21 protein-coding genes are annotated in these 25064 nt (G+C 71.1%); 7 read left to right on the top strand and 14 right to left on the bottom strand.

Annotated features, from left to right (window positions below; all coding sequences use genetic code 11):
- Positions 1-142 precede the first annotated feature (142 nt).
- The 7 genes from ABD331_RS03590 to ABD331_RS03560 are packed head-to-tail and all read right to left on the bottom strand — an operon-like array spanning position 143 to position 9478.
- Positions 143-1936, bottom strand: coding sequence for a right-handed parallel beta-helix repeat-containing protein (locus ABD331_RS03590; protein WP_344470785.1), 1794 nt, complete (start codon positions 1934-1936; stop codon positions 143-145).
- A complete protein-coding gene (locus tag ABD331_RS03585; RefSeq protein WP_344470784.1) occupies positions 1933-3756 on the bottom strand; it encodes a right-handed parallel beta-helix repeat-containing protein in 1824 nt (607 codons plus the stop codon). Before ABD331_RS03585 ends, ABD331_RS03590 begins: the two co-directional genes overlap by 4 nt.
- Positions 3753-4520 (bottom strand): RraA family protein, encoded by a 768-nt coding sequence (locus ABD331_RS03580; RefSeq protein WP_344470783.1) that lies wholly within the window; start codon positions 4518-4520, stop codon positions 3753-3755. The genes ABD331_RS03585 and ABD331_RS03580 overlap by 4 nt, the downstream gene beginning before the upstream one ends.
- 41 nt (positions 4521-4561) lie before the next feature.
- Complete coding sequence (locus tag ABD331_RS03575) at positions 4562-6469, bottom strand: DUF8034 domain-containing protein (protein ID WP_344470782.1); 1908 nt, start codon at positions 6467-6469, stop codon at positions 4562-4564.
- Positions 6470-6471: 2 nt separating this feature from the next.
- Positions 6472-7281, bottom strand: coding sequence for a carbohydrate ABC transporter permease (locus tag ABD331_RS03570; protein ID WP_344470781.1), 810 nt, complete (start codon positions 7279-7281; stop codon positions 6472-6474).
- A complete protein-coding gene (locus ABD331_RS03565) occupies positions 7278-8210 on the bottom strand; it encodes a carbohydrate ABC transporter permease (RefSeq protein WP_344470780.1) in 933 nt (310 codons plus the stop codon). The genes ABD331_RS03570 and ABD331_RS03565 overlap by 4 nt, the downstream gene beginning before the upstream one ends.
- Positions 8207-9478, bottom strand: coding sequence for an ABC transporter substrate-binding protein (locus tag ABD331_RS03560; protein WP_344470779.1), 1272 nt, complete (start codon positions 9476-9478; stop codon positions 8207-8209). Before ABD331_RS03560 ends, ABD331_RS03565 begins: the two co-directional genes overlap by 4 nt.
- 161 nt (positions 9479-9639) lie before the next feature.
- Between ABD331_RS03560 and ABD331_RS03555 the strand changes: the two genes are divergently transcribed.
- Positions 9640-10716 (top strand): FCD domain-containing protein, encoded by a 1077-nt coding sequence (locus ABD331_RS03555; RefSeq protein ID WP_344470778.1) that lies wholly within the window; start codon positions 9640-9642, stop codon positions 10714-10716.
- 178 nt (positions 10717-10894) lie between these two features.
- On the opposite strand, the gene ABD331_RS03550 is transcribed toward ABD331_RS03555, so the two are convergent.
- Entirely contained in the window at positions 10895-13240 is a 2346-nt protein-coding gene (locus tag ABD331_RS03550) for a glycoside hydrolase family 95 protein (RefSeq protein WP_344470777.1), read from the bottom strand.
- A 109-nt stretch (positions 13241-13349) separates the two neighbouring features.
- Between ABD331_RS03550 and ABD331_RS03545 the strand changes: the two genes are divergently transcribed.
- Entirely contained in the window at positions 13350-14183 is an 834-nt protein-coding gene (locus ABD331_RS03545; protein WP_344470776.1) for an amidohydrolase family protein, read from the top strand.
- On the opposite strand, the gene ABD331_RS03540 is transcribed toward ABD331_RS03545, so the two are convergent.
- From ABD331_RS03540 to ABD331_RS03515, 6 genes are read right to left on the bottom strand one after another with little or no spacing between them, the layout of a single operon-like run.
- Positions 14172-15221, bottom strand: coding sequence for an aldose 1-epimerase family protein (locus tag ABD331_RS03540; protein ID WP_344470775.1), 1050 nt, complete (start codon positions 15219-15221; stop codon positions 14172-14174). The genes ABD331_RS03545 and ABD331_RS03540 overlap by 12 nt on opposite strands.
- Positions 15218-15922, bottom strand: a complete 705-nt coding sequence (locus ABD331_RS03535) for an SDR family NAD(P)-dependent oxidoreductase (protein WP_344470774.1) — start codon at positions 15920-15922, stop codon at positions 15218-15220. Before ABD331_RS03535 ends, ABD331_RS03540 begins: the two co-directional genes overlap by 4 nt.
- On the bottom strand, positions 15919-16992 hold the full coding sequence (locus ABD331_RS03530; RefSeq protein WP_344470773.1) for a hypothetical protein: 1074 nt from the start codon (positions 16990-16992) through the stop codon (positions 15919-15921). Before ABD331_RS03530 ends, ABD331_RS03535 begins: the two co-directional genes overlap by 4 nt.
- Positions 16980-18170, bottom strand: coding sequence for a CaiB/BaiF CoA transferase family protein (locus tag ABD331_RS03525; protein ID WP_344470772.1), 1191 nt, complete (start codon positions 18168-18170; stop codon positions 16980-16982). Before ABD331_RS03525 ends, ABD331_RS03530 begins: the two co-directional genes overlap by 13 nt.
- A gap of 1 nt (position 18171) precedes the next feature.
- The gene (locus tag ABD331_RS03520; protein ID WP_344470771.1) at positions 18172-18936 is read right to left on the bottom strand and encodes an enoyl-CoA hydratase/isomerase family protein; all 765 of its coding nucleotides are present in this window, start codon (positions 18934-18936) and stop codon (positions 18172-18174) included.
- A gap of 34 nt (positions 18937-18970) precedes the next feature.
- Positions 18971-19687: a FadR/GntR family transcriptional regulator gene (locus ABD331_RS03515; RefSeq protein WP_344470770.1), complete on the bottom strand. Its 717-nt coding sequence runs from the start codon at positions 19685-19687 to the stop codon at positions 18971-18973.
- 112 nt (positions 19688-19799) lie between these two features.
- Here ABD331_RS03515 and ABD331_RS03510 point away from each other — a divergent pair, with 112 nt between their 5' ends.
- The 5 genes from ABD331_RS03510 to ABD331_RS03490 all read left to right on the top strand — a co-directional run bounded on the left by ABD331_RS03510 (position 19800) and on the right by ABD331_RS03490 (position 25063).
- On the top strand, positions 19800-20501 hold the full coding sequence (locus ABD331_RS03510; RefSeq protein ID WP_344470769.1) for a FadR/GntR family transcriptional regulator: 702 nt from the start codon (positions 19800-19802) through the stop codon (positions 20499-20501).
- Positions 20498-21151 (top strand): aspartate/glutamate racemase family protein, encoded by a 654-nt coding sequence (locus tag ABD331_RS03505; RefSeq protein WP_344470768.1) that lies wholly within the window; start codon positions 20498-20500, stop codon positions 21149-21151. The genes ABD331_RS03510 and ABD331_RS03505 overlap by 4 nt, the downstream gene beginning before the upstream one ends.
- Positions 21144-22439 carry a RuBisCO large subunit C-terminal-like domain-containing protein gene (locus tag ABD331_RS03500; RefSeq protein WP_344470767.1) on the top strand — a complete coding sequence of 432 codons (1296 nt, stop codon included), beginning with the start codon at positions 21144-21146 and terminating at the stop codon, positions 22437-22439. The genes ABD331_RS03505 and ABD331_RS03500 overlap by 8 nt, the downstream gene beginning before the upstream one ends.
- An 87-nt stretch (positions 22440-22526) precedes the next feature.
- Positions 22527-23762 carry a four-carbon acid sugar kinase family protein gene (locus tag ABD331_RS03495; RefSeq protein ID WP_344470766.1) on the top strand — a complete coding sequence of 412 codons (1236 nt, stop codon included), beginning with the start codon at positions 22527-22529 and terminating at the stop codon, positions 23760-23762.
- Between the two features lie 323 nt (positions 23763-24085).
- Positions 24086-25063, top strand: coding sequence for an ABC transporter permease (locus ABD331_RS03490; protein ID WP_344470765.1), 978 nt, complete (start codon positions 24086-24088; stop codon positions 25061-25063).
- Position 25064 lies beyond the last annotated feature (1 nt).

The raw sequence follows: 25064 nt of genomic DNA, 5'->3' as shown, positions 1-25064 counted from the left end.
CGTGTTGGAAAGGCCGTGCTGCGTCAAGTCATTCACGGGCGCTCCAAGAAGCCGGTTGGATGGGGCGCCGGACCAACTGGCCCGGCGCCCCGGCCGGTGTGCCGAAGCCAGGCGACGGTTACGAGCCCCGCCGCCCCCTCGGCTAACTGGGGATCGGGTACGGGAACGCCCCCGTCACGCCGATCTTGTCGTACTCCATCTTCGAGGCGTCGAACCCATCCACCCAGTTCGCATTGGCCACCTCGTTGCACTGGTAACTCTGGTACGACTGGTCGGTGGTCCTGCCCACCTCGATGTTGTCGAAGGCGAACCCGCACCCCCCGGCGTCCATGTGCACCCCGCGGGTCCCGCTGTCGGGCATGGACGCGTCCGGGATGACGTCGCCGATCACGACCTGGGAGACGTGGTTGGTGATCTCGTGCGGGTCCAGGTTGGAGACGCCGTAGGTGTAGAAGGCGCCCATGTCACCGCTGTCGAGCCCGGTCTCCTCCAGCCTGAGGTACTTGAACACGTTCCCGTGCGCGTACCCGTCGCCGTCCTTCACCTCGGGCCGGACTTCGAGGCTCACCCCGTAGCGGGCGCTGTGCTTGACGACGGTGTGGCTGACCTCGTTGTTCCCGGTGTTCATGAGCTCGACGCCGGACGAGTCGCCGGGCACCAGCTCGCCGATGTGGTGGATGTAGTTGTTGGTGAACACGTTCTGCCCGGCGACGTCGCCCTCGCCGGGGTAGGGGCCTTCCACCTTGATGCCGTCGGCGCCGACGTTCTCCAGCAGGCTGTCGGAGACGCGGACGTGGTCGTTGGCGAACAGCAGGTAGACGGCGGTGAAGCCGGTGTCGGAGATGTGCAGGCGGGTGAGGTCGATGCCGCTGGTGTTGGTCAGCGTGATCATGCCGAACCGGTTGCGCGGCATCTCGATCTGCCGGTCGTACTCGGGGTACTTGTGCGGCTCTCCGGCGTCGCCGGCGCTGATCCAGCCGTTGCGGTACCAGCTCACGAAGTCGCTGTACTGCAGGGCCAGCCCGTCGAAGGACAGGTTGCGCACCCGCGCCGAGGGAGAGCCGCCCTTCAGGGAGAGTACGGTCTTCACGGTCGGCGCCATGACCTGGTCGATCGAGCCGCGCGGCCAGTAGTAGACCTCGCTGTTGGCGAAGTCGAAGTAGTACTCGCCGGGCTGGTCGAGGAAGTCCAGCGAGTTCTGCAGGTAGTAGCGGGAGCCGCCGCGGCTGTTGACCAGGGCGTAGCGCGTCCAGTGGGCGAGGGTGAGCTGGTTGTCGTCCCACGACGGGTTCTTGATCGGCACGGTGTCGGTGAACCAGCTCCACGACCCGCCCGACCAGACCATCACCTGCGCGTTGGTCAGGTCCCAGCTCTTGTCCCAGTCACCGGGGTTGGAGTACAGCCACTGGTAGACGGCCTCCTTCTCCGGCTCCTTCAGCACGGACGTCAGGTAGGGCGCCCACACGTCGTCGGAGCGGCGGTTGGGGTAGCGGGCGGTGGTGGCCCGCTTGCCGTCCTCGAACAAGGTGTAGAAGGTACGGTCGAGCTTCGTCCGGTAGATGTCGCCCTTGTACTTCTCCCACCCGGTCACCGGCTTGGCGCCCAGCAGGCGGGCCTTGCCGGGGCCGTCCACGCTGCGGTAGATCACGCGGTGGCCGTTCCTGCCGGAGTCGGCCTCGGTGAACTCGATGGTCTTGTCGACGACGTAGTCGCCGGCCTTCAGGTTCACCACGATGTCGCACGTCTGCGGGCGCTTGCGGACCTGGTCGCGGGCGTGCTCGATGGTCTTCCACGGCCGCCGGGCGTCGCCGGGGCCGGCGTCGGTCCCGTTCGGGGCGACGTACAGGTCGATCGGCGTGCACGGCGCCTGCGCCGACGCGGTCGGCGCGACGAGCAGCGCGCCGAGCGCCACCGCCGCCGTCACCAGCGCCTTCACTGGGCGGCCCCGGGGATCGGGTACGGGAACGCGCTCGTCACGCCGATCTTGTCGTACTCCATCTTCGAGGCGTCGAACCCGTCGGCCCAGTTGGCGTTGGTCACCTGGTTGCACTGGTAGCTCTGGTACTTGTCGTCGCTGACCTTGCCCACCTCGATGTCGTCGAAGGTGAAGCCGCAGCCGCCGGCGTCCATGTGCACGCCCCGGGTGCCGCTGTCCGGCATCGCGCCGGCCGGGTCGTTGACGACGTCGGTGATCACCATCTGCTTGACGTGGTTGTCCATGGGGTGCGGCTCGACGTTGCTGACGCCGTAGGTGTAGAAGGCGCCCATGTCGCCGCTGTCCAGGCCGGTCTCCTCCAGCTTGATGTAGGAGAAGGAGTTGTTGTGGGCGTAGTTGTCCTCCGGCTTGATCTCCGGGCGGACCTCCAGGCTGATGCCGTACCGCGCGCTGTGCTTGACGTTGATGTTGCTGACGGTGTTGTTGCCCGTGCTCATCAGCTCGATGCCGGAGGCGTCGCCCGGCACCAGCTCGCCGACGTGGTAGATGTAGTTGTTGCTGATCGTGTGGTGGCCGGAGACGTCGCCCTCGCCGGGGTAGCCGCCCTCGACCTTGATGCCGTCGGCGCCGATGTTCTCCAGCAGGCTGTCCGACACCTTGACCCGCTCGTTGGCGAAGAGCATGTAGACGCCCATGAAACCGCTGTCGGAGAGGTGCAGCCTGGTCAGGTCGATGTCGCGGGTGTTGGTCAGCGTGATCATGCCGAACCGGTTGCGCGGCATCTCGATCTGCCGGTCGTAGACCGGGTACTTGTGCTCGTAACCCGAGTCGCCCTCGCTGATCCAGCCGGCCCTGTACCAGTCGACGAAGTCGCTGTACTGCAGGGCCAGGCCGTCGAAGGCGAGGTTCTGCACGCGCTGGTCGGGCGTGCTGCCCTTGAGCGACAGGATCGTCTTCACGGTCGGGGCCATGACCTTGTCGATCGAGCCCTTGGGCCAGTAGTAGACCTCGCTGTTGGCGAAGTCGAAGTAGTACTCACCGGGCTGGTCGAGGAAGCGCAGCGTGTTCTGCAGGAAGTAGCGGGAGCCGCTGCGGCTGTTGACGAACGAGTAACGCGCCCAGTGGTTGAGCGTGAAGAAGTTCTTGCGGAAGTCGGCGCCGCCCAGCGGGACCGTGTCGGTGAACCAGCTCCACGAGCCGCCCGACCAGACCACGACCTGCGAGTTCTTGTCGAAGTCCGCGTCCCACTCCTTGGGCACGTCCTCAGGCTTGAAGTACAGCCACTGGCGCACCGCCTCCTTCTCCGGCTCGCCGAGCACCGAGAACAGGTAGGGCGACCACAGGTCGTCGCTGGTCCGGTTGGGGTAGCGGGCGGTCGTGGCGCGCTTGCCGTCCTCGAACAGCGTGAAGAAGGTACGATCGACCTTGGTCTTGTAGATGTTGTCGTCGTACTTCTGCCATCCCGTCACCGGCTTGGCACCCAGCAGGCGGGCCTTGCCCGGGCCGTCAGCGCTGCGGTAGGTGATCCTGTGGCCGTCTTTGCCCGAGTCGGCCTCGGTGAACTCGATGGTCCTGTCCACGACGTAGTCGCCGGCCTTGACGTTGACGACGATGTCGCAGCTCTGCCTGCCCTTCTTCGCCCGGAGGGCGTCGCGGGCCTGCTCGATGCTCTTCCAGGGGCGCTTGGCGCTGCCGTCCGCACGGTCGCCGCCCTGGGTGGAAACGTAGTAGTCGCAGGTTCTGGCCGTCGCGGCCGATGGTGCTGGGGTCGTCAGACCGCCCACGAGTAAGACGATCGCGCCCACGGACCTGAGAATCACTGGCTCTCCTTAACGTCCCGCCACCGTTCGTACTCGGCGCGGGTCTCGGGGGTGAGTGGGTAGTAGTCGGAAAGCGCCCCGCCCTCCTCGATGCGGGCGCGGCTGTAGCGCTCCCACTGCTCGTGGTCGGCGGCGGCTTCGAGCACCTGGCCGGCCCGGCGCAGCGGCACCACCACGGCGCCGTCGTCGTCGGCCACGCACAGGTCGCCGGGCAGCGCGAGCGCGCCGCCGACGGCCACCGGCACGTCGTAGGCCCAGGGGAACAGCTCCGCCTGCGAGGCGTAGTGCGGGGTGGCGCCGGTGGACCAGATGGGCAGGCCGAGGCCGCTCACGCGCGGCAGGTCCCTGATCCGGCCGTCCACGACGATGCCGGCGCCGCCCTTGCGCTTGAAGTAGCGCACCAGCATGTCGCCGAAGCAGCCGGTGTACGCGCTGCCGTACGCCTGGACGACGAGCACGTCACCGGGCTCGATCTCCTCCAGCACGTGCCACAGGGCGGTGTGCCGCTCGACGTACTCCTGGCCGAGGCCGGAGGCGATGTCCTCGCGCTGCGGCATGAACTGCAGCGTGCGCACCCGCCCGGCGATCCGCTGCCCCGGCGCGATGGGGCGGGGCCCCTCCACGAACGTGCGGCGGATGCCCTGCGCGTGCAGCTTGGCGCAGGCGGTGGCCGAGCTGATCCGGGACAGCCCCTCCACGAGGGCGGGATCGGGTGCGGCGGGCAGTTTCCCGCGCACAGGCAGATCCCAGATGGCGTCGTCCATGAAACTCCTCAATCGGTCTTGCGAATGCTCGGTCGCAAGGCTCAGTAGTGCTGGTGCGACGGCGTGCGGACGCGCGCGGTCGTGTGCAGGTCGAGCCGGATGCGGCGGCCGGGCGGCAGCTCCACGAGCAGGCGCGGGCCGTCCACGGTCACCTCCTGCTCGGTGTGGGCGATGGGGGGCGAGGTGTAGGCGCGCGGGTCGCCGGGGTAGTCGTCGTCGGCGACCTGGGTGACGGTGGCGCGGTCGATGCGGTCCTCGCCGAACTGGCCGGCCTGCACCACGACGCGCCGGGTGTGGGCCAGGCTCAGGTTGACCAGCTCGACGGCGGTGCCGCTGGGGCGCACCGAGTCGACCAGCGCGGCCACGTCGCGGGGCAGCCCCGGGCGGGCGCGGTCGGCGTCGAAGTAGGCCAGCCGGGTCGGCAGCAGGCCGCCGTTGTAGAGCACCTGCGGGGTGCCGGTGACGAGCTGCAGCAGCGCCTCGGTGAGCACCGGGTTGAGCCGCTGCCAGTGGTGCACGTGGATGGTGGCCAGGTCCGCCTGGTCCGAGGCGACCAGCGCCATGCGGCGCTGCACCTGCCCGAGCGCGGTGGACAGCATCCGCTCGGGGAAGCCGGGGTTGGCGCCGCGCAGGAACTCCAGCCACGGCGCCTCGTGCCCGGCCTCTTCCTTGTTGCGGAACGGCCGCACCGTCGACCAGTCGTAGCCGGACGCCTTGCGCAGCCGGTCGAGCCGGTCCGCGTCGCCCCGTTGCTGCGACACGTGCCAGAGCCAGACCGGCAGGCCGAGCTGCGGCGGCTGGAAGTCGAACCAGCCCGTGTCGTCGTGCCGGTTGGGCACCAGCATGGTCGGCTTGACGGCCTCGTCGCCCAGCTCCGCCAGCCAGCGGTCGCTGATGCTCATGTCGGTCTCGGTGACGGCCGCCTGGACGGCGCGCCCGTACACGGCTTCGAGCGGGTCGCGGCCGATGGCGAGCGTGGCCTCGTCCCCGGTCAGCAGGTACGCGTTGACCGCGGCGATCGCCGCGGCGGCGCCCACGCTGTAGAGACCGTGCGGCCACTGCCAGCCGTAGTTGCCGCCGTACCAGCGGCCGCCGTGCAGCTCGCCGACGACGCCCGACGGGCCCACGTTGTCCGGGATGACCCCGTCGTTGGCCTCCGCCCTGCGCTGCCAGGCGCCGATGTAGCGCAGCGCCCAGTCGCGGTAGCGGTCGTCGCCGTCGTACAGCCAGGCGTTGACGGCCAGGCTGGTCGCGGCCAGGTTCACGGCCACGTCGCCGCGGCCGATGCGCTCGCTCATCGCCGCGCCCATCCGGGCGGCGTTGCTCGGGTCGCCCAGGTCCTCCCAGCGCTCGATGCCCGGCAGGTCACGCAGCGGCAGGCCGAACGGCCGCATGCTGACCAGGTCCGTGTGGTAGGAGGCCCACTCCCACTGCAGGCCGTAGCGGGGGCCGCCGGCGCCGTTGTGCGGGGCGCGGATGATGTCGTGCGCGGCGTCGTAGTTCGCCGAGCCCGGCAGGTACAGGTCGGCGAAGCGGCGGGCCCGCTCGCGGAAGCGCTCGTCGCGCGGGTCGGCCGCGCAGATGCCGTAGAACAGCAGCATCGACTCGCCCTGGTGGAACCAGTCGTAGCCGCGCTCGTACTCCTCCACCAGGTAGCCCAGCTCGGTGAGCTGCGTGGTGACGCCCTCCCAGTGGTGCTTGGCGGCGTCGAGCAGGTCGTCGGCGCCGCCGAGCTGGTAGAGCGTCGGCCAGTTGAAGAACGCCTCGTAGAAGTCGTCGGCCCCGTCGCGGTCCGCCGCAGGGCCGTGGTAGATCAGCCGGCCGTCCGGCCCGCAGTAGCGGGCGGCGAAGCCGCGCCACGCCTCGTCGAGGGCGTCGAAGAGCCTGCGCTCCAGCACCGCCCACGCCGGCGGCTCGCCGAGCGGCACCGTCGCTTTGATCTCGCGCATGGTCAACCTTTCGTTGCTCCTGCCGTGAGGCCGCTGATGATGTGCCGTTGCATGAAGACGAAGAAGATCAGCAGGGGCGCGATGGCCAGCAGCAGCGTCGGGAAGACCACCGTGTAGTCGGTGGAGTACTGGCTGACCGCCGCGTACACGCCGGTGGTGACCGTGTAGAGGCCGCTGCCGGGGCCCAGGATGATCTGCGGGTTCACGAAGTCGTTCCACACCGAGAAGGTGTTGAGGATGACCATCGTGGCGACCGCGGGCCGCATCAGCGGGAAGACGATCTGCCAGAACGTGCGCAGCCTGCCCGCCCCGTCCACCGCCGCCGCCTGGTCGAGCACGGCCGGGACGGTGGCGATGTAACCCGCGTACAGGAAGATCGAGAACGGCAGCGTGAGCGTGGTCTCGAAGAGCACGAAGCCCTGGACGGTGCCCATCAGGCCGAAGGTCTTGAGCACGTACACGACGGGGATGACCAGCACCTGGCCGGGGATGAACGTGCCCGCCAGGAAGAACAGCATGAGCGCGCGGAAGCGGCGCTTCGGGCTGCGCGCGATCACGTACGCGGCGGGCGCGGCCAGCCCCACCGACAGCACGTTGACCGCCACCACGAACAGCAGTGTGATCGCGTAGCCCTTGAACACGTTGAAGTTCGGGTTCGTCAGCGCCCTGCCGAGCGGTTCCAGGGTGAGCCCGCCCAGGCCGAACGGGTTGGACAGGATGTCCTGCTGACCCTTGAACGCGTTGACGGTCAGCACGTACAGGGGGATCAGCATGAAGGCGACGCTCGCCCACAGGAACGTCTTCTTCGTCATTGGTGCACCGCCAGCTCGCCGCGCCTGCGCAGCTTGGTCACCACGAACGCCAGCGCCCCCGTCACCAGCATGAGCAGCACCGACTGCGCTGAGCCGAAGCCGAGGCGGGCGTCGTGGAAGGAGTTCCACAGGATGAGGTAGGCGACGGTCTGCGTCTGCCCGGCCGGGCCGCCCGCCGTCAGCGAGACCACCAGGTCGTACGTCTTCAGCAGCGTCACCAGCGACAACACGATGTTGACCGTCACCGAAGGGCCGAGCGCGGGCAGCGTCACGTTCCTGAACACCTGCCAGCGGGTGGCCCCGTCGATGCGGGCCGCCTCGATCAGCGAGTGCGGCACCGCCTGCAGGCCCGCCAGGTACAGCACCACGTTGACGCCGAACCCGGCCCACACCAGCACCGCGATCATGGTGACGGTGGCCCAGGTCGGGTCCGACAGGAACGGGATGACCTCGCCGCCCCAGGTCGTGACCAGGTTGTTGACCGCGCCGCCGGTGCCCAGGATGGCCGACCAGAGGAAGCCGACCACCAGGGCGCTGAGCACGTGCGGGTAGAACAGCACGATCCGGAAGAACGTGTTGGCCCGGGAGGCGCCGTTGACCAGGAGGGCGAAGCCGAGGCCGAGCAGGTTCAGCCCGGCGGTGCCGGCGACCGCGACCAGCAGCGTGACCAGGGAGGCGCGCCGCAGCTCCGGGTCGTCCATCAGGTCGAGGTAGTTGGCGGCGCCGACGAAGGCGGGATTGGCGCTGAAGCCGTCCCAGTCGGTCAGGCTCAGGTAGAGGGCCAGGCCGACCGGGACGATCAGCATCACGGTGTAGAGGATCGTGGCGGGGGCCACCATGAGGGTGTTGGCCCAGCCGTCGTGACTCCTTCCGCGCCTGCGCGCGGGCGCCTGCACGACGGGAGGAGCGTGCTCTCGGGTGAGGGTCATGAGCGTCCGGCCAGCCAGCGGTCCACGCCCTCGGCGACCTCCTCGGGCGACTTGCCCACGTACAGGCCCTGGACCTCGGTGTTCCACGCGGAGTTGAAGCCCTTGGGCAGGGTCGCGTCACCGTAGCCCTCGCCCTGCGGGACACCCTGCGGCGCCTGGTCGAGGATGTCCTGCACCTGCTTCTCCAGCGGGGTGAACTCGCGCTCCACGCCGGTGCGGAAGTTGCCGTCCTGCGCGAGCTGGCTCTTGACCGCCGCCGGGTCGGTGACCAGCCACTGGACCAGCTTGAGCGCCGCGTCCCTGCTGGGGGTGGACTTGAGGATCATGTACGGGGCCGCGAGCGTGGCGCCCTGCGGGCCCGGGTAGGTCTGGCCCTCGTCGACCGGGGCGGGGAAGACGCCGACCTCGAAGTCCTTCTTCGCCTTGGCCTCGGTGGCGGTGAACCAGCTCCCCATGACGTACATGGCCGACTTGCCGGACAGGAACTGGGTCTCGGCGTCGGCGTACTTCAGGCCGAGGGCGTTCTTGTCGACGTACCCCTTGTCGATCCAGCCCTTGTAGCGCTCGAGGTAGGGCCGCAGCGACTCGCCCGCCTTGGTCTTGCCCGCCTTGACGTCCTGCTGCCAGGCGGGGTGCGTCTGGGCGCGGCTCGGGTTGGACAGTTGCAGGAGCTGCAGGCCGGTCAGGAAGTCGCCGCCGGTCTGCAGCGGCAGGTAGCCCGCCTTCTTCAGCGCCGCCATCGCGGTCTCGAACTCGTCGAACGTCTGCGGCGGCTGCTCGATGCCGGCCTTGTCGAAGGCGGCCTTGTTGTAGAAGACCAGCGACTGGGCCTGCACGCCGACGCCGACCTGGTAGAGCTTGCCGCCCAGCTTGGCCTGCTCGGCCAGCGGGGTGTCCTTGGTCCACGCCTGGTCGGTCAGGTCGAGCATCTGCTTGGCCAGCGTCTCGTCGGCCATCAGCGTCTCCACCACGTCCGGCGCGTTGCCGGCGGCGAGCTGCTGCGGCAGCGTGTCGGCCACGCCCTTGCCGGTCGGCGCCTCGATCTTGACGTCGATGCCGGGGTTGGCCTGCTCGAACGGCTTGACCAGGCCGTCCCAGTACGTCTGGGTGAGGTTCGGGCTGATGTTGACCAGCATCCGGACGGTGACCGGGCCGCCCTCGCTCTGCTGTGCCTGGGACTCGCCGGCGAAGCCGCCCCCGCCGCAGCCGGTGAGAACGAGCAGGCAGCCGAGGGACGCAAGGGCGAGGGATGGACGGGGGGAACGCATCGCACCTCCAAGGGGGCGAGATCTGCGACGCCTTTTAATGGGTCGTTACTCGATTAGCGATTATTTAATACGTTGGTCACATAGGCCCGTCAAGGGCAAATGCGACGCTACAAATACGTGTCCTGTGAGTTGCCGAGTCATAAATACGTTAAGGTTGCGGCGTGGCTGGACACGAGGACGACAAACGGCTGGTATTGGGGGCCGAGGAGCTCGCCACCCTGCGCGAGTGGGCCGGCCGGGAGCCCACCGGCGGCGGCGGGCCCGCGCTGCGCAGCCGCATCGTGCTGGCGTGCGCCGAAGGGCTGCCCCGCAAGGAGATCGCGACCCGGCTGTCGGTCAGCCCCGCTACCGTCGCCAAATGGCGCGCCCGCTTCGTCGAACGCGGGCTCGACGGCCTGGCCGACGCGCCCAGGCCGGGCCGCCCCCGCAGCGCCGAACGGCAGGAGGCCGAACGCGTCATCGCCGCCGCGGCAGGAGGCGGCGCCGTGCCGTCCACCCGCACCATGGCCGCCCAGCTCGGTCTCTCCCAGTCCACGGTCGCCCGCATCTGGCAGGAGCAGCAGATCGCGCCCGACGCGGCTCGCGTCCTGCCCAGAGAGCTGCTGTCGGACCGCGTCTACGCGCTGCTGCGCGGCTGGATCGTCGCCGGCGAGCTGGTCGCCGGGCAGCGGCTCGTCGAAGCCGAGATCGCGCGCCGGGTCGGCACCAGCCAGGCCCCGGCGCGGGAGGCGATCAAACGGTTGGCGCACGAGGGCCTGGTCATCTCCTATCCCAACCGAGGCAGCTACGTCGCGGAGATCTCGGACGAGCAGGCTCGGGAGGTGCGCGACATCAGGGTGTTGCTGGAGGAGTATGCCGCACGCGGCGCGGCGGCCCGCATCCAGGCCGACACGTTGCGGCAGCTCTCGGCCGACGTCCTGAGCATGCGGCAGGCGGCCCGCGACGGCGACATCGGGGCCTTCAGGGACGCGGACCTCGCCTTTCACCGGCGGGTGTGCGCCGCCTGCGGGAACTCCTTCCTGCTGCGGTTGTGGCGGACCATCGAGTCGAACCTGTGGAGCCTGCACGTGGTCGGCAACCCGCTCTACGACGGGGACTGGTCGGCCATGGCCGGTCACCATGACGACCTGGTGGCGGCGCTGGCGTCGGGGGACCCCGATGAGGCGGCGCGGCTGTTCGCGGCGCACGCCCGTGGCGAGGCCTCCCGCACCCGCCCCCGCGCCCCCCGCCCCACCTGACCAGCCCACGCTCCTTCCCCGCCGTACTCCGGCTGAGGTCCTTTCGGGAGAACGCGGTACGGCCCGGACGGCGGCACCGCCTGCACACGCCATGCGCACAGCCCGCGGTGGGCGGGTGGGTGGCGAGGTGCGTGCCGGTACGGGGCCCGCACCGGGGTGGCGGGCGGGCCCGGGCGCGTCAGGAGGATGGTGCGACGTCGTAGGTCGCCCCCTTGCGGGTCTCGAACACGACCACCCCCGCCTCCGGCCGCTCCACCCTGAGCGGCCGCCCGCGTTCCGTGACGGTGACGGGCGTGGACGTGCGGAGGGTCAGGGGGCGGCCCAGGCGGGAGTGCACGCGCCCGCGCCGCAGCGACCCGCCGGCCCACTCCACGTCCACCTCGAACCCGCCCCGCGCCAGCAGCCCCCGGTACGAGCCGGCGGGCCAGGCGGCGGGCAGGGCGGGCAGGAGGTGGACCTGGTCGCCGTGGCTCTGCAGCAGCATCTCGGTGATCCCCGAGGTGCCGCCGAAGTTGCCGTCGATCTGGAACGGCGGGTGCAGGTCGAACATGTTGGGCGCCGTCCGGGCGGGCACCAGCAGGTTGCTCAGCCGCTTGTAGGCCTCGACGGGGTCGAGCAGCCGCGCCCAGAAGTTGATCTTCCAGGCCAGCGACCACCCGGCCCCCGCCTCCCCGCGCAGCTCCAGGGTGCGGCGGGCGGCGGTGGCGAGGTCGGGGGTCAGGCGGGGGTCGATCTGGTGGCTGGGGAACAGGCCCCACAGGTGGGAGATGTGCCGGCTGCGCGACAGCGCCGCGTCGCCCCGGTAGTCCTCCTGCCACTCCTGGATCTGCCCGAGGTGCCCCACCTGGTTGGGGACGAGCCGCCCGCGCGCCTGCGCCACCTGGGCGCGCATCCCGGCCTCGACCCCCAGCACCTCGGACGCCTCCTCGAAGGCGCCGAACAGGTCCCGGAGGATCTGCATGTCCATGGTGGGGCCCGCGCAGATGCTGACGTTCTCGCCGCCGTCCTCGTGGTGGCCCACCTCGGGGGAGTGCGACGGGTTGGTCACCAGGTAGCCGGTGCGCGGGTCGGTCTGGAGGGTGTCGAGGAAGAACTCCACCGAGCCCTTGATCAGCGGGAAGTGCTCGCGCAGCCGCCGCTCGTCACCGGTGTAGAGGTAGTGCTCCCACAGGGTCAGGCACAGCCACGCCCCGCCCGTCGGCCACACGCCGTAGAAGGCGAAGTCCACGGGGGCGGTGCCGCGCCAGCCGTCGGTGTTGTGGTGGGCGACCCAGCCGGGCGCGCCGTAGGTGTCCCTGGCCGTGCGGGCGCCGGTCTCCGACAGGTCCTTGATCAGGTCGAAGAGCGGGTCCATGCACTCGACGAGGTTGCCGGGCGCGGCGGGCCAGTAGTTCATCTGGCAGTTGATGTTGATGGTGTACTTCGACTGCCACGCCGGTTCGAGCGAGTCGTTCCAGATGCCCTGGAGGTTGGCGGCGTAGCCGGGGGCGCGCGAGCAGGAGATCAGCAGGTACCGGCCGTACTGGAAGTACAGGGCGGCGAGCTGCGGGTCCGTGTCGAGCTGCTTGCGCTGGACGCGCTCGTCGGTGGGCAGCGCCGCCGCCTCCGAGGTGCCCAGGTCGAGCGAGACCCGGCCGAACAGCCGCTGGTAGTCCTGTACGTGCCTGCGCCGCAGCACCTCGTACGGCCGCCCGCCCGCCTTCGTCAGATGCCGTTCCGCGACCTGCGCAGGGTCGCCGCCGACGTCCTGGTAGCCGCGGTAGCTGCTGCCCATGGAGATCAGCAGCGTGACCTCGTCGGCGCCCTCGACGACCAGCGTGCCGCCGTGCACGCGCACGGTGCCGCCCTTGGCCTCTGCCCTGGCCAGCGCCTGGAAGCGGACCTCACCGGCCATGCCCTCGGTCTGGCCGCTGACGCCGTTCAACGCGATCGTGGCCCGCCCGGCGGCGGCCGAGGCGGACTGCTGCGGGCTGGAGAAGGCCGCCGTGAACGAGATCGAGCCGCGCTGGTCGGCGGTGTGCCGCAGCACGATGACCTGGTCGGGGTTGCTGGCGAAGACCTCGCGCTCGTGCCGGACGCCGTCACGGGTGAACCGCACGCTGGTGACGGCGTCGGCCAGGTCGAGCTCACGCCGGTAGCCGGTGAACTCCGCCGAGCCGGGGTAGGTCAGTGTGAGGTCGCCGAGCACCTGGTACCACGCCTGTTCGCTGGGCGTGCCGAGCAGCTTCTCGTCCGCGAGGTTCTGGGCGGCCTGCCACTTGTCCTCCCAGACCAGCCGCCTGATCTCCGGCAGCGCCTCCAGGGCGCCCGGGTTGTCGTAGTTGTGCGGCCCGCCGGCCCAGATGCTGTCCTCGTTGAGCTGCAGCCGTTCGGTGGCCACGCCGCCGAACACCATCGCGCCCAGCCGCCCGCAGCCGACCGGCAGCGCCTCCAGCCACACCTCGGCCGGACGGGTGTACCAGAGGGTCAGCGGACCGGCCTGCCTGTCGTCGGCCCATGCCGGGAGGGCGTCGGCACCGCTCATGATCAGGGATCCGGCCGCCGCCCCTAAACCGGTGGCGAGCACTCCGCGCCGCGTATATCCGTTGCTGTCCACTGTTGATCACTCCTGTCGCATACATAGGATGTCTGTCGTGAATCGCATCGATGCCCACCATCACGTCTGGGACCTGTCCGCCCGCTCCCACGCCTGGCTCGACCCTGCCAAGATGGCCCCGGTACGCCGCACGTTCACCCTCGATGACCTCGCAGGGCACGCCGCCGCCAACGGTGTGACCGCGACCGTGCTGGTGCAGGTGCTGCCCGATCTCGACGAGACCAGAGACTTCCTGACGCTGGCCGCCGAGTCAAGACTTGTGTCGGGAGTCGTCGGATGGATCGACCTGACCGAGCCCGGCGTCGCCGACACGCTGGCCGCCCTTCCCGAGGGGCTGGTGGGCGTGCGGCACGGCGTGCAGGCGGAGGCCGACCCCGCCTGGCTCAACCGGCCCGACGTGCGCCGGGGCCTGGCCGCCGTGGCGGACGCGGGGCTGGCCTACGACCTGCTGACGCTGCCCCACCAGCTCCAGGCCGCCATCGACACGGTGAGCGCGCTGCCGGAGCTGACGTTCGTGCTCGACCACCTGTCCAAGCCGCCGATCGCGTCAGGGGAGCTGGAGCCGTGGCGCGGCCGGATCCTCGACCTGGCCGCGCGGCCCAACGTCTGCTGCAAGCTGTCGGGGATGGTCACCGAGGCCGACTGGGGTTCGTGGCGCACGTCCGACCTGCGGCCGTACGCCGAGACGGTGCTGGAGGCGTTCGGCCCCGAGCGGGTCATGTTCGGCTCCGACTGGCCGGTGTGCCTGCTCGCGGCCGAGTACGACCAGGTCGTCTCGGCCGCCGACGAGCTGTGCGCAGGGCTGTCGGACAGTGAGCGGGAGGAGGTGTTCGCCGGGACGGCGCGGCGGGCGTACCGGCTAGGAGGCTGACTCCACCCGGAACGTCGTGTGGTACGCGCGCGACTCCTGCGGGCCGAGCCAGATCATGCTGCCGTCCTGTCGGGCCGCCGCGTCGCCGGACACGTGGTGGGTGGACGGCTCCAGGCCGACCGCGTAGTTGCCCGAGCGCAGGTTCAGCCACTCGAAGAAGTACGGGAACTGCGCCGCCCGCCACTCCACGGCCACCCGCATGCCCAGCCGGTCGTTGACCACGGCCACCCGGTGCAGCCCGTCGGGCCGGGGGACGAGCGCGTGCTCGTACACCTGCTCCACGAACCCCGGCACGGGCCCCGGGAAGGTGAGGTGGTCGGCCTTCTGCTCGGCCACGCTGTCGCTCTGCCACAGCGTCTCCCGGATGTCGGCCTCGAGCCTGGCGCCCTCGTCGAGCAGCGGCCAGCCCAGATTGATGTGGTACAGGTACATGTGCGGCGTCGGCTCGAACCCGGCGTTCGTCACCGTGTCGACCAGCCTGATCTCGTCGCCGCCCAGGTCGGCCTCGATCCGCCGCACCAGCCGCAGGTTCTCGGCGAAGACCGCCGCCTGCCGCACCTCGCCCTCCGCCCACAGCACGCACCGCTCGCCGTCCCACCGCTCGCCGTAGCCGGTCAGCCTGGCGGGCAGGTTGCCCGCACGCCCGTGCAGGCCGTGCCGTACGGACTCGCGCGGCGGATACCGGTAACCCTCCGCCGGCACGTCACCGCCGAACAGCGTGTGGTCCAGCCCCGCCGTCACGATCAGCCCGGAGAAGGAGCGCAGCCACGACAGCCCGTCCTCGTCGTTGTGCTCGTGCAGCCCCGGATGCCGGAACCCGGTGGGGGAGCGCCAGCCGAACGCCCGCCCCGCGTGCTCGGCGTGCCCGATGTCCATGCACCGGTCGACCAGCACGTCGAACGCCAGCCCCGACCCCGTCCTGAACTCCAGCGCCCTGACCCCGCGCTCCACGCCGTCGCCCAGCGTGACGAGCCGGACCCCGCCCATCGCGCTCAGGTCGCCCGTCAGCTCGGCCAGCCGCCTGCGGTCCGGCGTCATGCCATCACCCACCCTCCGTTGACTTCGATGCTCTGGCCCGTGACGAACGAGGCGTCCGGGCCGGTCAGGAACGACACCACGGCGGCCAGCTCGTCCGGCGTGCCGCGCCGCTGCAGCGCCTGCCGCTCCAGCACCATCCGGTTGTACGCCGCCAGGTCCTCGTGGATCTCCTCGGCGGCCGTCGGGAACGCCCCGGGCGAGACGCAGTTGACCCGGATCTCGCGGGGGCCGAGCTCGCGGGCCAGCGCCCTGGTGAACGCCGCCGCCGCGCCCTTGGTGGAGACGTAGGCGGCCAGGTCCGCCCAGCCGCCGTGCATGGTGATCGAGGCGATGTTGACGATGGCGCCGCCGCCCAGCTCCGTCATCTGGCGGGCCGCGTGCTGGGCGCACAGCCAGTACGCGCGCTGGTTGACCGCGACCACGTGGTCGTACTCGTCCAGCGGCACCTCCAGGAACGGGCGGGCCGGGTAGACGGCGGCGTTGTTGACCAGGACGCCGACCGGGCCGAGCCGCGCGGCCGTCTCCTCGAACGCGGCCTCGATCGCCGCCGGGTCGCGCAGGTCGGTCTTCAGGTTGAGCGCGCCCTCCAGGCCGGCCGTGTCCACGTCGAGCGCTGCCACCTGGTGGCCGTCGGCGGTCAGGCGGCGCACGATCGCGCGGCCCAGCGCCCCGGCGGCGCCTGTCACGAGCGCCGTGGTCATGGTGTCCTCCATTCCTCGTGCAGGGTCTTGAGCAGGTCACGGGCGGGGGTCCTGGCGAGCAGGCCGTCGCGGATCAGCGCGGACGAGCGCTCCTGGCGGGCGATGTAGCCGGGGAAGCGCGGCCTGATCCAGGCGGCCTCCATGGTGGCGCGGGTGTCGCGGTAGAAGGCGGGGGTGCTCCCGGTCGCGGCGGGTGTCGCCTCGCCGAGCCCGCCCGTCCACACCGACCGCGCGGCGGGCTGGCCGCCGGTGGCCGGGAAGAGCGTGCCTTGCACCGGCTCGGACGTCAGCCGCAGCAGGTGTGCCCGCACCGCGTCGCGGATCGTGTCGATGCGCCGCCGCGACACCACCAGCCCGGTGCCGCCGAGCACGCTGCCCGGCTCACGCCCCGGCCAGGCGGGCGCGTCGGTGAAGGCCAGCGGATAGGTGACGTACCCGTACAGCAGCGGGCAGAAGTCCACCTCGCCCGCCGCCATCGCGTCCAGCACCCCGATCGGGTTGCGCAGCGACAACGCGGGGTCGGCGGCGGCGAGCAGCTCCGCCATCAGCTCCAGCGCCCGCTCCCCGGCCGCCGGGTCGAGGAAGTCCCCGCACGTCACCGCGCAGAACATGAGGAACGCGTGCGGCCCGCCCAGGCACAGCGCCATCCGTCCGGACTCGGCCGCCGCGCGGACCCCGGGCCAGGAGGACGGCACGCGCACGCCCGGCCGGGCGGCGGCGACCTGGGTGGCGGCGTCCAGGGGCAGCGCCCACTGCCGTCCGTCCAGGTGGTAGCTCTCGTACGAGCGGCCCGCGAAGCGCAGCCCGGCCAGTTCCTGAGCGGTGAACAGCTCGTCCATGGGCACCAGCGCGTCCGTCGCCGCGCCCAGGCCAGGGTGATCGATCACCATCACGTCATAGGTCTCGCACAGGCGGGCGATCGGCTCCGACTCGAAGCCTTCGAGCGGCTGCCGGTCCCAGGTGATCGGCTCCGGCACGTCCCCGTACGGGTTCGCGCCCGCCAGGTCGAGCCGCGTCAGCTCGTCCAGCGGCGCGTACCCGCGCGGATGGTCCCAGGTCAGCCCTCGCATGCCAGCACGCCCTCCGCGGCCAGCTCGGCGGTGCGTCCGGGGGAGTAGCCCAGCTCGGCGAGCAGCTCCGCGGTGTGCTCGCCGACCAGCGGCGCGCCCCTGCGCACCTCGGGCGGGGTGGCGCTGAAGCGGTAGGGGAAGCCGGGCGTGGTGACCGTGCCCTCGGTGCGGTGCTCGTAGGTGACGAACGAGCCGTTGTGCTCGACCTGCGGGTCCTTGACCAGGTCGGCGTAGCCGTACACCGGGCCCGCCCACAGGTCGTGGCGGGCCAGGATCTCCAGCCACTCGTCCGTGGTGCGCCCGGGCAGGCGGGCGGCCACCATGGCGGTGATCTCGTCGCGCCGGGTGTGGCCGTCGGCGTCGCCGTCCATCGCGGCCAGCTCCGGCAGGTCGAGTGCCACGGCGAGCCCGTCCAGGCGGGGCATGCCGAGCGCAATGAAGCCGTCCTTGGTGGCGAAGACGCCGTAGGGGGCGCGGATGTAGGTGTGGCCGTGCGGCTCGCGTCCGCGCCGCTGCGGCACCTTGCCGACCGTGAAGATCGACAGCTCCTGCATCTGCACGGCGACGGCCGCGTCCAGCATGTTGACGCTCACCCGCTGGCCCTCGCCGGTGCGCTCGCGGTGCAGCAGCGCGGCCAGCGCGCCCTCGAACGCGCTGTAGGCGGTGATGGCGTCGATCGCGTACGAGCCGGCGGGCGCGGGCGGGTCGCCGTCGCGGCCGGTGCTCAGCATGGCGCCGCTCATGGCCTGCAGCAGCAGGTCCTGGCCGGGGCGCGAGATGTACGGGCCGGTCTCGCCGTAGCCGGACATCGAGACGTACACGATGGACGGGTTCAGCCCGCTGATCGTCTCGTAGTCCATGCCGAGCCGCTCGGCCACGCCCGGCCGGTAGTTCTGCAGGAACACGTCGGCGCTCTCGGCCAGCCGGTGCACGATCGCGCGGCCCTCGTCCGACTTGAGGTTGACCGCGAGGCTGCGCTTGTTGCGGTTCAGCGACAGGAACGAGGCGTTGACCTGGTTGCCGTGGGCGCCGCCCGCCGGGGCGTGCCGCTGCCACTCGCCGGTGACCGGCTCCACCTTGACCACGTCCGCGCCCAGGTCGCCCAGCCGCATGGCGGCCAGCGGGCCCGCCATCGCGATGGACAGGTCCACGACGCGGTAGCCGTCGAGCACTCCCATGTCAGCGCCCCTCGAAGACGGGCTCGCGGCGCTCGGCGAAGGCGGCCCTGCCCTCGGCGGCGTCCTGCGTGGCGAAGCAGACGGTCTGCAGGTCGCGCTCGTACTGGATGGCCTGGTCGAGCGGCATCGAGTAGGCGGCCTTGAGGTTGGCCTTGGCGGTCTGGGCGGCGATCGGCGGGCGCTTGGCGATGGTGTGCGCCAGCGTCCTGGCCGCCTTCAACAGCTGATCGGGCGCGTGGACGTCGGTGACCAGCCCCCACGCCTGGGCGCGGGCGGCGTCGATGGGGTCGCCGGTGAGCAGCATCGTGGCCGCGTTGCTCTGGCCGACGGCGTGCGCGAGCAGCGCCGACTGGCCGCTGCCGCCGATCCAGCCGAGCTTGATCTCCGGCGCCGCGAACGTCGCCGTCTCCGCGGCCAGCCGGATGTCGCAGGCCATGGCCAGCTCCAGGCCGCCGCCGTAGGCGTAGCCGTTGACGGCCGCGATGATCGGCTTGCGCAGGGCGCGGACGGCGTCGCCGTAGTCGCCGCGGTTGCGGAACTCCCAGGGGGTGGCGTACTCGTCCAGCTCGCGGATGTCGCTGCCGACGCAGAACGAGCGCTCGCCGGCGCCGGTCAGCACGGCCACGCGCAGGTCGGGGTCGGCGTCCACCCGGGTCAGGCAGGCACGCAGCGCGGCGGCCATGTCGGGGGTGATCGCGTTCAGCTTGGCGGGTCTGTTGAGGGTGACGACGGCCACGGGGCCGTCGAGGTCGAGGAGGACGTCCAAGGGGGGAGCCCTTTCGCAACTAACAGCTTCACAGCTAACAGCAGAGACGTACGTGCTGCTCGGCGTCGGCCCTGGCCACTTCGACCACCGTGCGCATGGCCTCCTCGGCCTTGCGGTGGTGCCGGCGCCTGATCGCCTGGGCCACGCGTTCGTGACCGGGCAGCGTTTCCTTGTTGTGCGCCACCGAGCGGGTGTGCACCTGGCGCACGGACCGCAGGGCGATGCTGATCATTTCGTAGATGTAGAGCAGCAGGTCGTTGTCGGCGGCGGCGAACACCGCCTTGTGGAAGGCCAGGTCGGCCTCGATGAACGGCTCGGGGTCGTCCGCCGTGGCGTACAGCGCGGCCAGGGCCTCGTCGATGCGCCGCACGGCCGCCGCGTCGGCCCGCTCGGCCGCCACCCTGGCGGCCCCCGGTTCCAGCGCGACCCGCAGGTCGGCCAGCACCCGGATGTCCTCAGGACGGGGCTCGGGCTCGAAACGCCAGCTCAGCACGTCGGCGTCGAGCAGGTTCCAGGACTCGCGGGGGCGCACGATCGTGCCCGCGCTCCTCCTGGTCTCCAGCAGGCCCTTCCCGGCCAGCACCTTGACGCCCTCCCGCACCGCGGAGCGGCCGACGCCGAGCTCGCCGACGAGCTCCTCCTCGATGGGGATGGACGTGCCGGGGGCCAGGGTGCCGCCGACGATGCGGGCGCCGAGGGCACGTACGACCTGGACGTTCCTGGCCGAGTCCCGCTGGGGATCAGTTGCCACGGCTCCGCACGCTATCCCGAGCGCGCCCGTTTTCATAGACCTTCATCTGATGAAGTTAGTTTTTCATCTGATGAAGTGACATTTCGGGACTTTGGTAGTACCTTTCCGGCAAGTGGTACGACCAATTGAGGTGATCGCCGTGGACGCCGTCTCCGATGCTCTGGCCGGGCTGATCCGCGACCTCGGCGAGGGCGCCAGGCTGCCGCCCGAACGCGAGCTGGCCGAGCGCCTCGGCGTCAGCCGCACCGCGCTGCGCGACCGCCTGCGGCTGCTCGAAGCGTTCGGCGTGCTGAGCAGGCGGCAGGGCTCCGGCACCTACGTCCAGCGGCTCGACCCCCAGGGCCTGGAAACCGCGCTCGACCTGGCCCTGTCCGCCAGCCACCTCACGATCGAGTCCCTGCACTCCGTACGCGTCGCGCTCGAACGCCAGGCCGCCAGGGAGGCCGCCCGCCGGGGCGACCCGGTCGCCATCGCGCACGTCGGCAAGGCCCTGGCCGACATGGAGGCCGCCGCCACCGCCGAGGACATCGACCACGCCGACTTCGCCTTCCACCAGGCGCTCCTGCACGCCACCGGCAACGCCGCGCTCACCTTCTTCGCCGACGCGATGACCGGCGTGCTCTTCCGCGCCGTCCGCCAGCGCCGCGACCGGCTCAAGACCCACCCCCGCGACAAGGAGGTGTCGGTGGCCGCCCACCGGCCCCTGTACGAGGCGCTGCTCGCCGGCGACGCGGACGCCGCCGGGCAGGCCAGCGACGACCACTTCCAGGTCTGGCACGACCTGTTCACGCAACCCACGATGGAGCGGCCTTGACCCCGACACTCGGACTGATCCACACCTCGGCCACGCTGGTGCCGGTCTTCGCGGAGCTGTGCGCGAAGCACCTGCCCGGCGTCGAGACGTTCAACATCGTCGACGACAGCCTGATCAAGAACACCATCGCCGCCGGCCGCCTCACCCCGGGGACGGCCCGCCGCGTCGCCGGCCACGTCGCCTCCGCCGAGGCCGCCGGCGCCTCCCGCATCCTCGTCACCTGCTCCTCGATCGGCCCGGCCGTGGAGGCCGCCGAGCCGCTGACCGGCGTGCCCGTGCTCCGCGTCGACCGGCCGATGGCTGACCGCGCGGTCACGCTCGGGCCCTGCGTCGGCGTCCTCGCCACCCTGTCCACCACCCTCGAACCGACCGCCGACCTCGTACGGCGGCGCGCCCACGCGGCGGGGGCCGAGATCGCGCTGACCGCCCGGCTGTGCGAGGGCGCGTTCGAGGCGCTGATGAGCGGAGACGCCGCCACCCACGACGCGCGCGTGGCCGAGGCGCTGGCCGAGCTGGGCGGGCAGGTGGACGTGGTCGTGCTCGCGCAGGCGTCGATGGCGCGGGTGGCCGGGACGGTCTCCGTGCCCGTCCCGGTGCTGGCCAGCCCGCCGCTGGCCATGGAACACCTGGCGAAGGAGCTGCATGCGTGAGCTGACCGTGCCCGCCGGACGCCAGCCGGTCGCGTCTGGCGGGCGTGAGCTGACCGTGGCCACGTACCGGGTGGTCACCCGCCTCCCGCTGGAGCAGGCCGTGAGCGCGATCGCGGGCGAGCAGAGCACCGGCACGTTCGTCAGCGTCGCCGGCGAGACCGACGAGCTGCGCGCCCGCCACAGCGCGGTCGTCCTCGACATGACCGAGATCCCCGCCCCGATCACCGAGCCCCTGCCCGGCTCGCGCGGCGACCGGCCGCTGCACGCCGCCCTCGTGCGCATCGGCTTCCCGCTCGACAACACGGGGCCGTCCCTCACCAACCTGTTCCCCGTCGTCGCGGGCAACCTGTACGAGCTGCGCGAGCTGGCCGGCCTCAAGCTGGTCGACCTGGAGCTCCCGGACGCGTTCGGCCGGGCCTACCTGCCGGCGGGCCACGCCGTCGAGGGCACCAGACGGCTCGTCGGCCGCCCGTCCGGGGTGATGATCGGCACCATCGTCAAGCCCAACGTCGGCCTGCGCCCGTCCGACTACGTGGACCTGGTGCTGGAGCTGGGGCTGGCCGGCGCCGACTTCATCAAGGACGACGAGGTGAACGCCGACTGCCCGCCCGCGCCGCTGGCGCAGCGCGTCAGGGCCGTGACGGGCGCGCTCGACGAGGTGGAACGGCGCACGGGGCGGCGGCCGATGTACGCCTTCAACATCAGCGACGAACCCGACCGCATGCTGCGCAACCACGACCTGGTGGTGGCCGCAGGCGGGACCTGCGTCATGGTCAACCTCAACGTCGTCGGCTTCCCCGCCGTCGCCATGCTGCGCAGGCACGCCCGGGTGCCCATCCACGCGCACGTCACCGGGATCGGGGCGCTGTCCCGGCACGCGGGGCTGGGGATCGGGCACGTCGCGTACCAGAAGCTGGCCCGCCTGGCGGGGATCGACCACCTGCACTGCGGCGGGTTCCACAGCAAGTTCTACGTCACGGACGACGACGTGGCCGCCATGGTCGCGGCCGTCCGCACGCCGCTGCTCGGCGGCTTCCCCTGCTTGCCGGTGCTGTCGTCGGCGCAGTGGGCGGGGACGGCGCCGGTCACGCTGGAACGGACCGGGACCGACGACCTGCTGGTGCTGGCCGGTGGGGGAGTGCTCGGGCACCCGGACGGGGCCGCGGCGGGGATCACGAGCATCCGGCAGGCCTGGGCGGCGACGGTGGCGGGGGTGCCGCTGCACGAGGTGGACTCGCCGGAGCTGGCCCGGGCGCTGGCCCACTTCGGTGGGGTGGTGGCGCGATGAGGCGGCCCTGGCGTGGCGCGGTGAGGCCCGGGGTGGCGCGGTGAGGCTGCCCTGGCGTGGCGCGATAAGGCCCGGGGGTGCCGCAACGTGACGCTGGTCGCCTTCGTGGCCGACGACTTCACCGGCGCGACGGACGCGCTGTGGCAGTTCCGCCGGTTCGGGCTGAGCGGGTCGCTGGTCACGGACATCGCGCACCTGCACGACCGGGACGACGTCATCGGCCTCGCCACCACCGCCCGCGCCTCGGCCGACCCGGTGGCGTCCGCGCTGCCCGCGCTCAGGGCGGTGGCGGCGCTCGGCCCGCGTGTCGTGCAGTACAAGGTCTGCTCGACGTTCGACTCCTCCCCGTCGCGGGGCAGCATCGGCGCGGTCATCGCGGCCCTGCGCGGCGCGGGGCTGGCTCGCGGCGCGGTGCCGGTGCTGGCCGCGCAGCCGGAGTTCGGGCGTTACACGTGGTTCGCCAACCACTTCGTACGGGCGGGGGACGAGGTCGTCCGGCTCGACCGCCACCCACCGGCCCGCGACCACCCTGTCACCCCGGCGACCGAGGCCGACCTGCGGGTGCGGCTGGCCGAGCAGGGGGCCGGGCCTGTGGGGTGGCTCCCTGCGGGGGCGTCGGAGGAGCGGTACCTGGCACGGCGAGCGGGCGCGGCGGTCGTCGCCGACGCGATGACGGACGCTCACCTCGTCTCCCTCGGCCGCCTCCTGCTCGGCGTGGCGGGCGAGGAGCCGCTGTACTGCGTCGGGTCAGGCGGTCTCAGCTACGCCCTCGCCACCGCCCTGACCTCCCGCTGCCGACCGCCGGACGACGCAGGCGCGGTGCTCGGTCCGGCGGCGCCGGTGCTGGTGGTGTCCGGGAGCCGTTCGCCGGTGACCGCCCGTCAGATCGACGTCGCCGAGGCGGCGGGCTGGGCGGTGCTGGACGTCTCCGGCGGCCCCGGCACGATCGCGCGAGCCGAGGCGAACCTGCGCGAAGGCCGTCACACCATCGTCCAGTCCACCCGTGGGCCGTCACGGGCGGGCGTCGGCGACCTGCTCGGCGGGGTGGCCGTGGCGGCGGTGCGGAAAGGCCTGGTGGGGCGGCTGGTGGTGGCGGGCGGCGACACGTCCGGCCTGGTCGTGACCGCGCTGGGCGCCCGAGCCCTGGACGTGACCGCCACCCTCGCGGTGGGCGGCCCTGTGTGCGTGCTCGCGTCGGACGATCCGGCGTGCGACGGCCTGGAGGTGGCGCTCAAGGGCGGCCAGGTGGGCGGCGAGGACTTCTTCCTGAGCGCCGCCGGCGGAACGGCGCCGCGCACAACTCACCAAGTCAATATGATATAGAGCACTATGTCCGGACAGCAATTTATGTCCGGATTCTGTGACACAGAGGCATATGAGAGCGGTCCCACAACCCCTTCGGTAAGCCAGATTTCCGCAGGTGAACCGGGGTTTTCGGGGTGTCGCACCCCCCGAGTCGATCAAATGTGAGTGACCTTACCGTTATATATCGCCGTTTCTGACTGTTATATTTTTGCTTATATTCTGCGCCCTGATCGCCATCCCGACATCGCGTTGAAATTTCACGATGCGAGATGGGTTTTCGTTGCGGGGGGCGCCTCTCCGCCAAGGAAGGTTGCGCCCTCGGTCAGCGCGAACGGAGAGTGATGGGCAAGTACCTGCTCCGCAGGTTGGCAATAAATGTGATCTTGGTCGCCGTAGCGGCCAGTTTGGCGTACATGCTCGCGGCCACCACCATGAACCCGCGGGCAGCGTACGAGGGACGCCAGCCCCCGGTGGCCGAAGAGGTCATCGACGCCACACTTGATGCCTACAACCTGAACGACAAGACCCCCCTGCTCCAGCGCTATGCGACCTGGGCGTCGGGTGTCGTCACCGGAGACTTCGGCAAGACGTGGAACGGCGGCTCGGTCAACGCCGAGATGGGCCGTCGCGTCATGGTCAGCCTGAGACTCCTGCTCATCGGCACGCTGCTGGGCTTCGCCCTGGGTGTGGCGCTGGGCGCGGTCTCGGCGGTGCGGCAGTACAAGCCCAGTGACCGGTTAATCGGTGTCGGCTCCTTCGTGATCATGGCGATCCCGGTGTTCGTGCTGGCCACGCTGCTGGCGATCGGCACGTACAACCTGAACAGGGCGCTCGGGTTCACGCTGATCGAGTACACCGGCGAGTACAACCCCCGGCTGTCCGGCTGGGACCAGTTCCTCAACCGGATCAACCACCTCATCCTGCCGACGATCTCGCTCAGCCTCGGCGCGATCGCCTTCTACAGCCGGATCCAGCGCAACATGATGCTGGACGTGCTGGGGCAGGACTTCGTCCGCACCGCGATGGCCAAGGGGCTGAAGCGCAGGACGGCGCTGACCAAGCACGCGCTGCGGACCGCGCTGATCCCCTCGGCGACGTACTTCGCGTTCGCGTTCGGGACGATGTTCACCGGCGCGACCTTCACCGAGAAGATCTTCTCCTGGCACGGCATGGGCGCCTGGCTGGTCGACTCGATCAACCAGAACGACGTCAACTCCGTCGCCGCGGTCACGTTCTTCGCCGCCGTCTGCATTCTGGCCGCGTCCTTCCTGTCGGACCTGCTGGTGGCGGCCCTCGACCCCCGGGTGCGGGTGAGCTGAG

This window comes from Nonomuraea monospora (assembly GCF_039531895.1).
In the GTDB taxonomy this organism is placed as follows: Bacteria; Actinomycetota; Actinomycetes; order Streptosporangiales; family Streptosporangiaceae; genus Nonomuraea; species Nonomuraea monospora.
The sequence above is the reverse complement of the archived record's forward strand: the minus strand, read 5'-3'. Positions and strand labels throughout refer to the sequence as shown.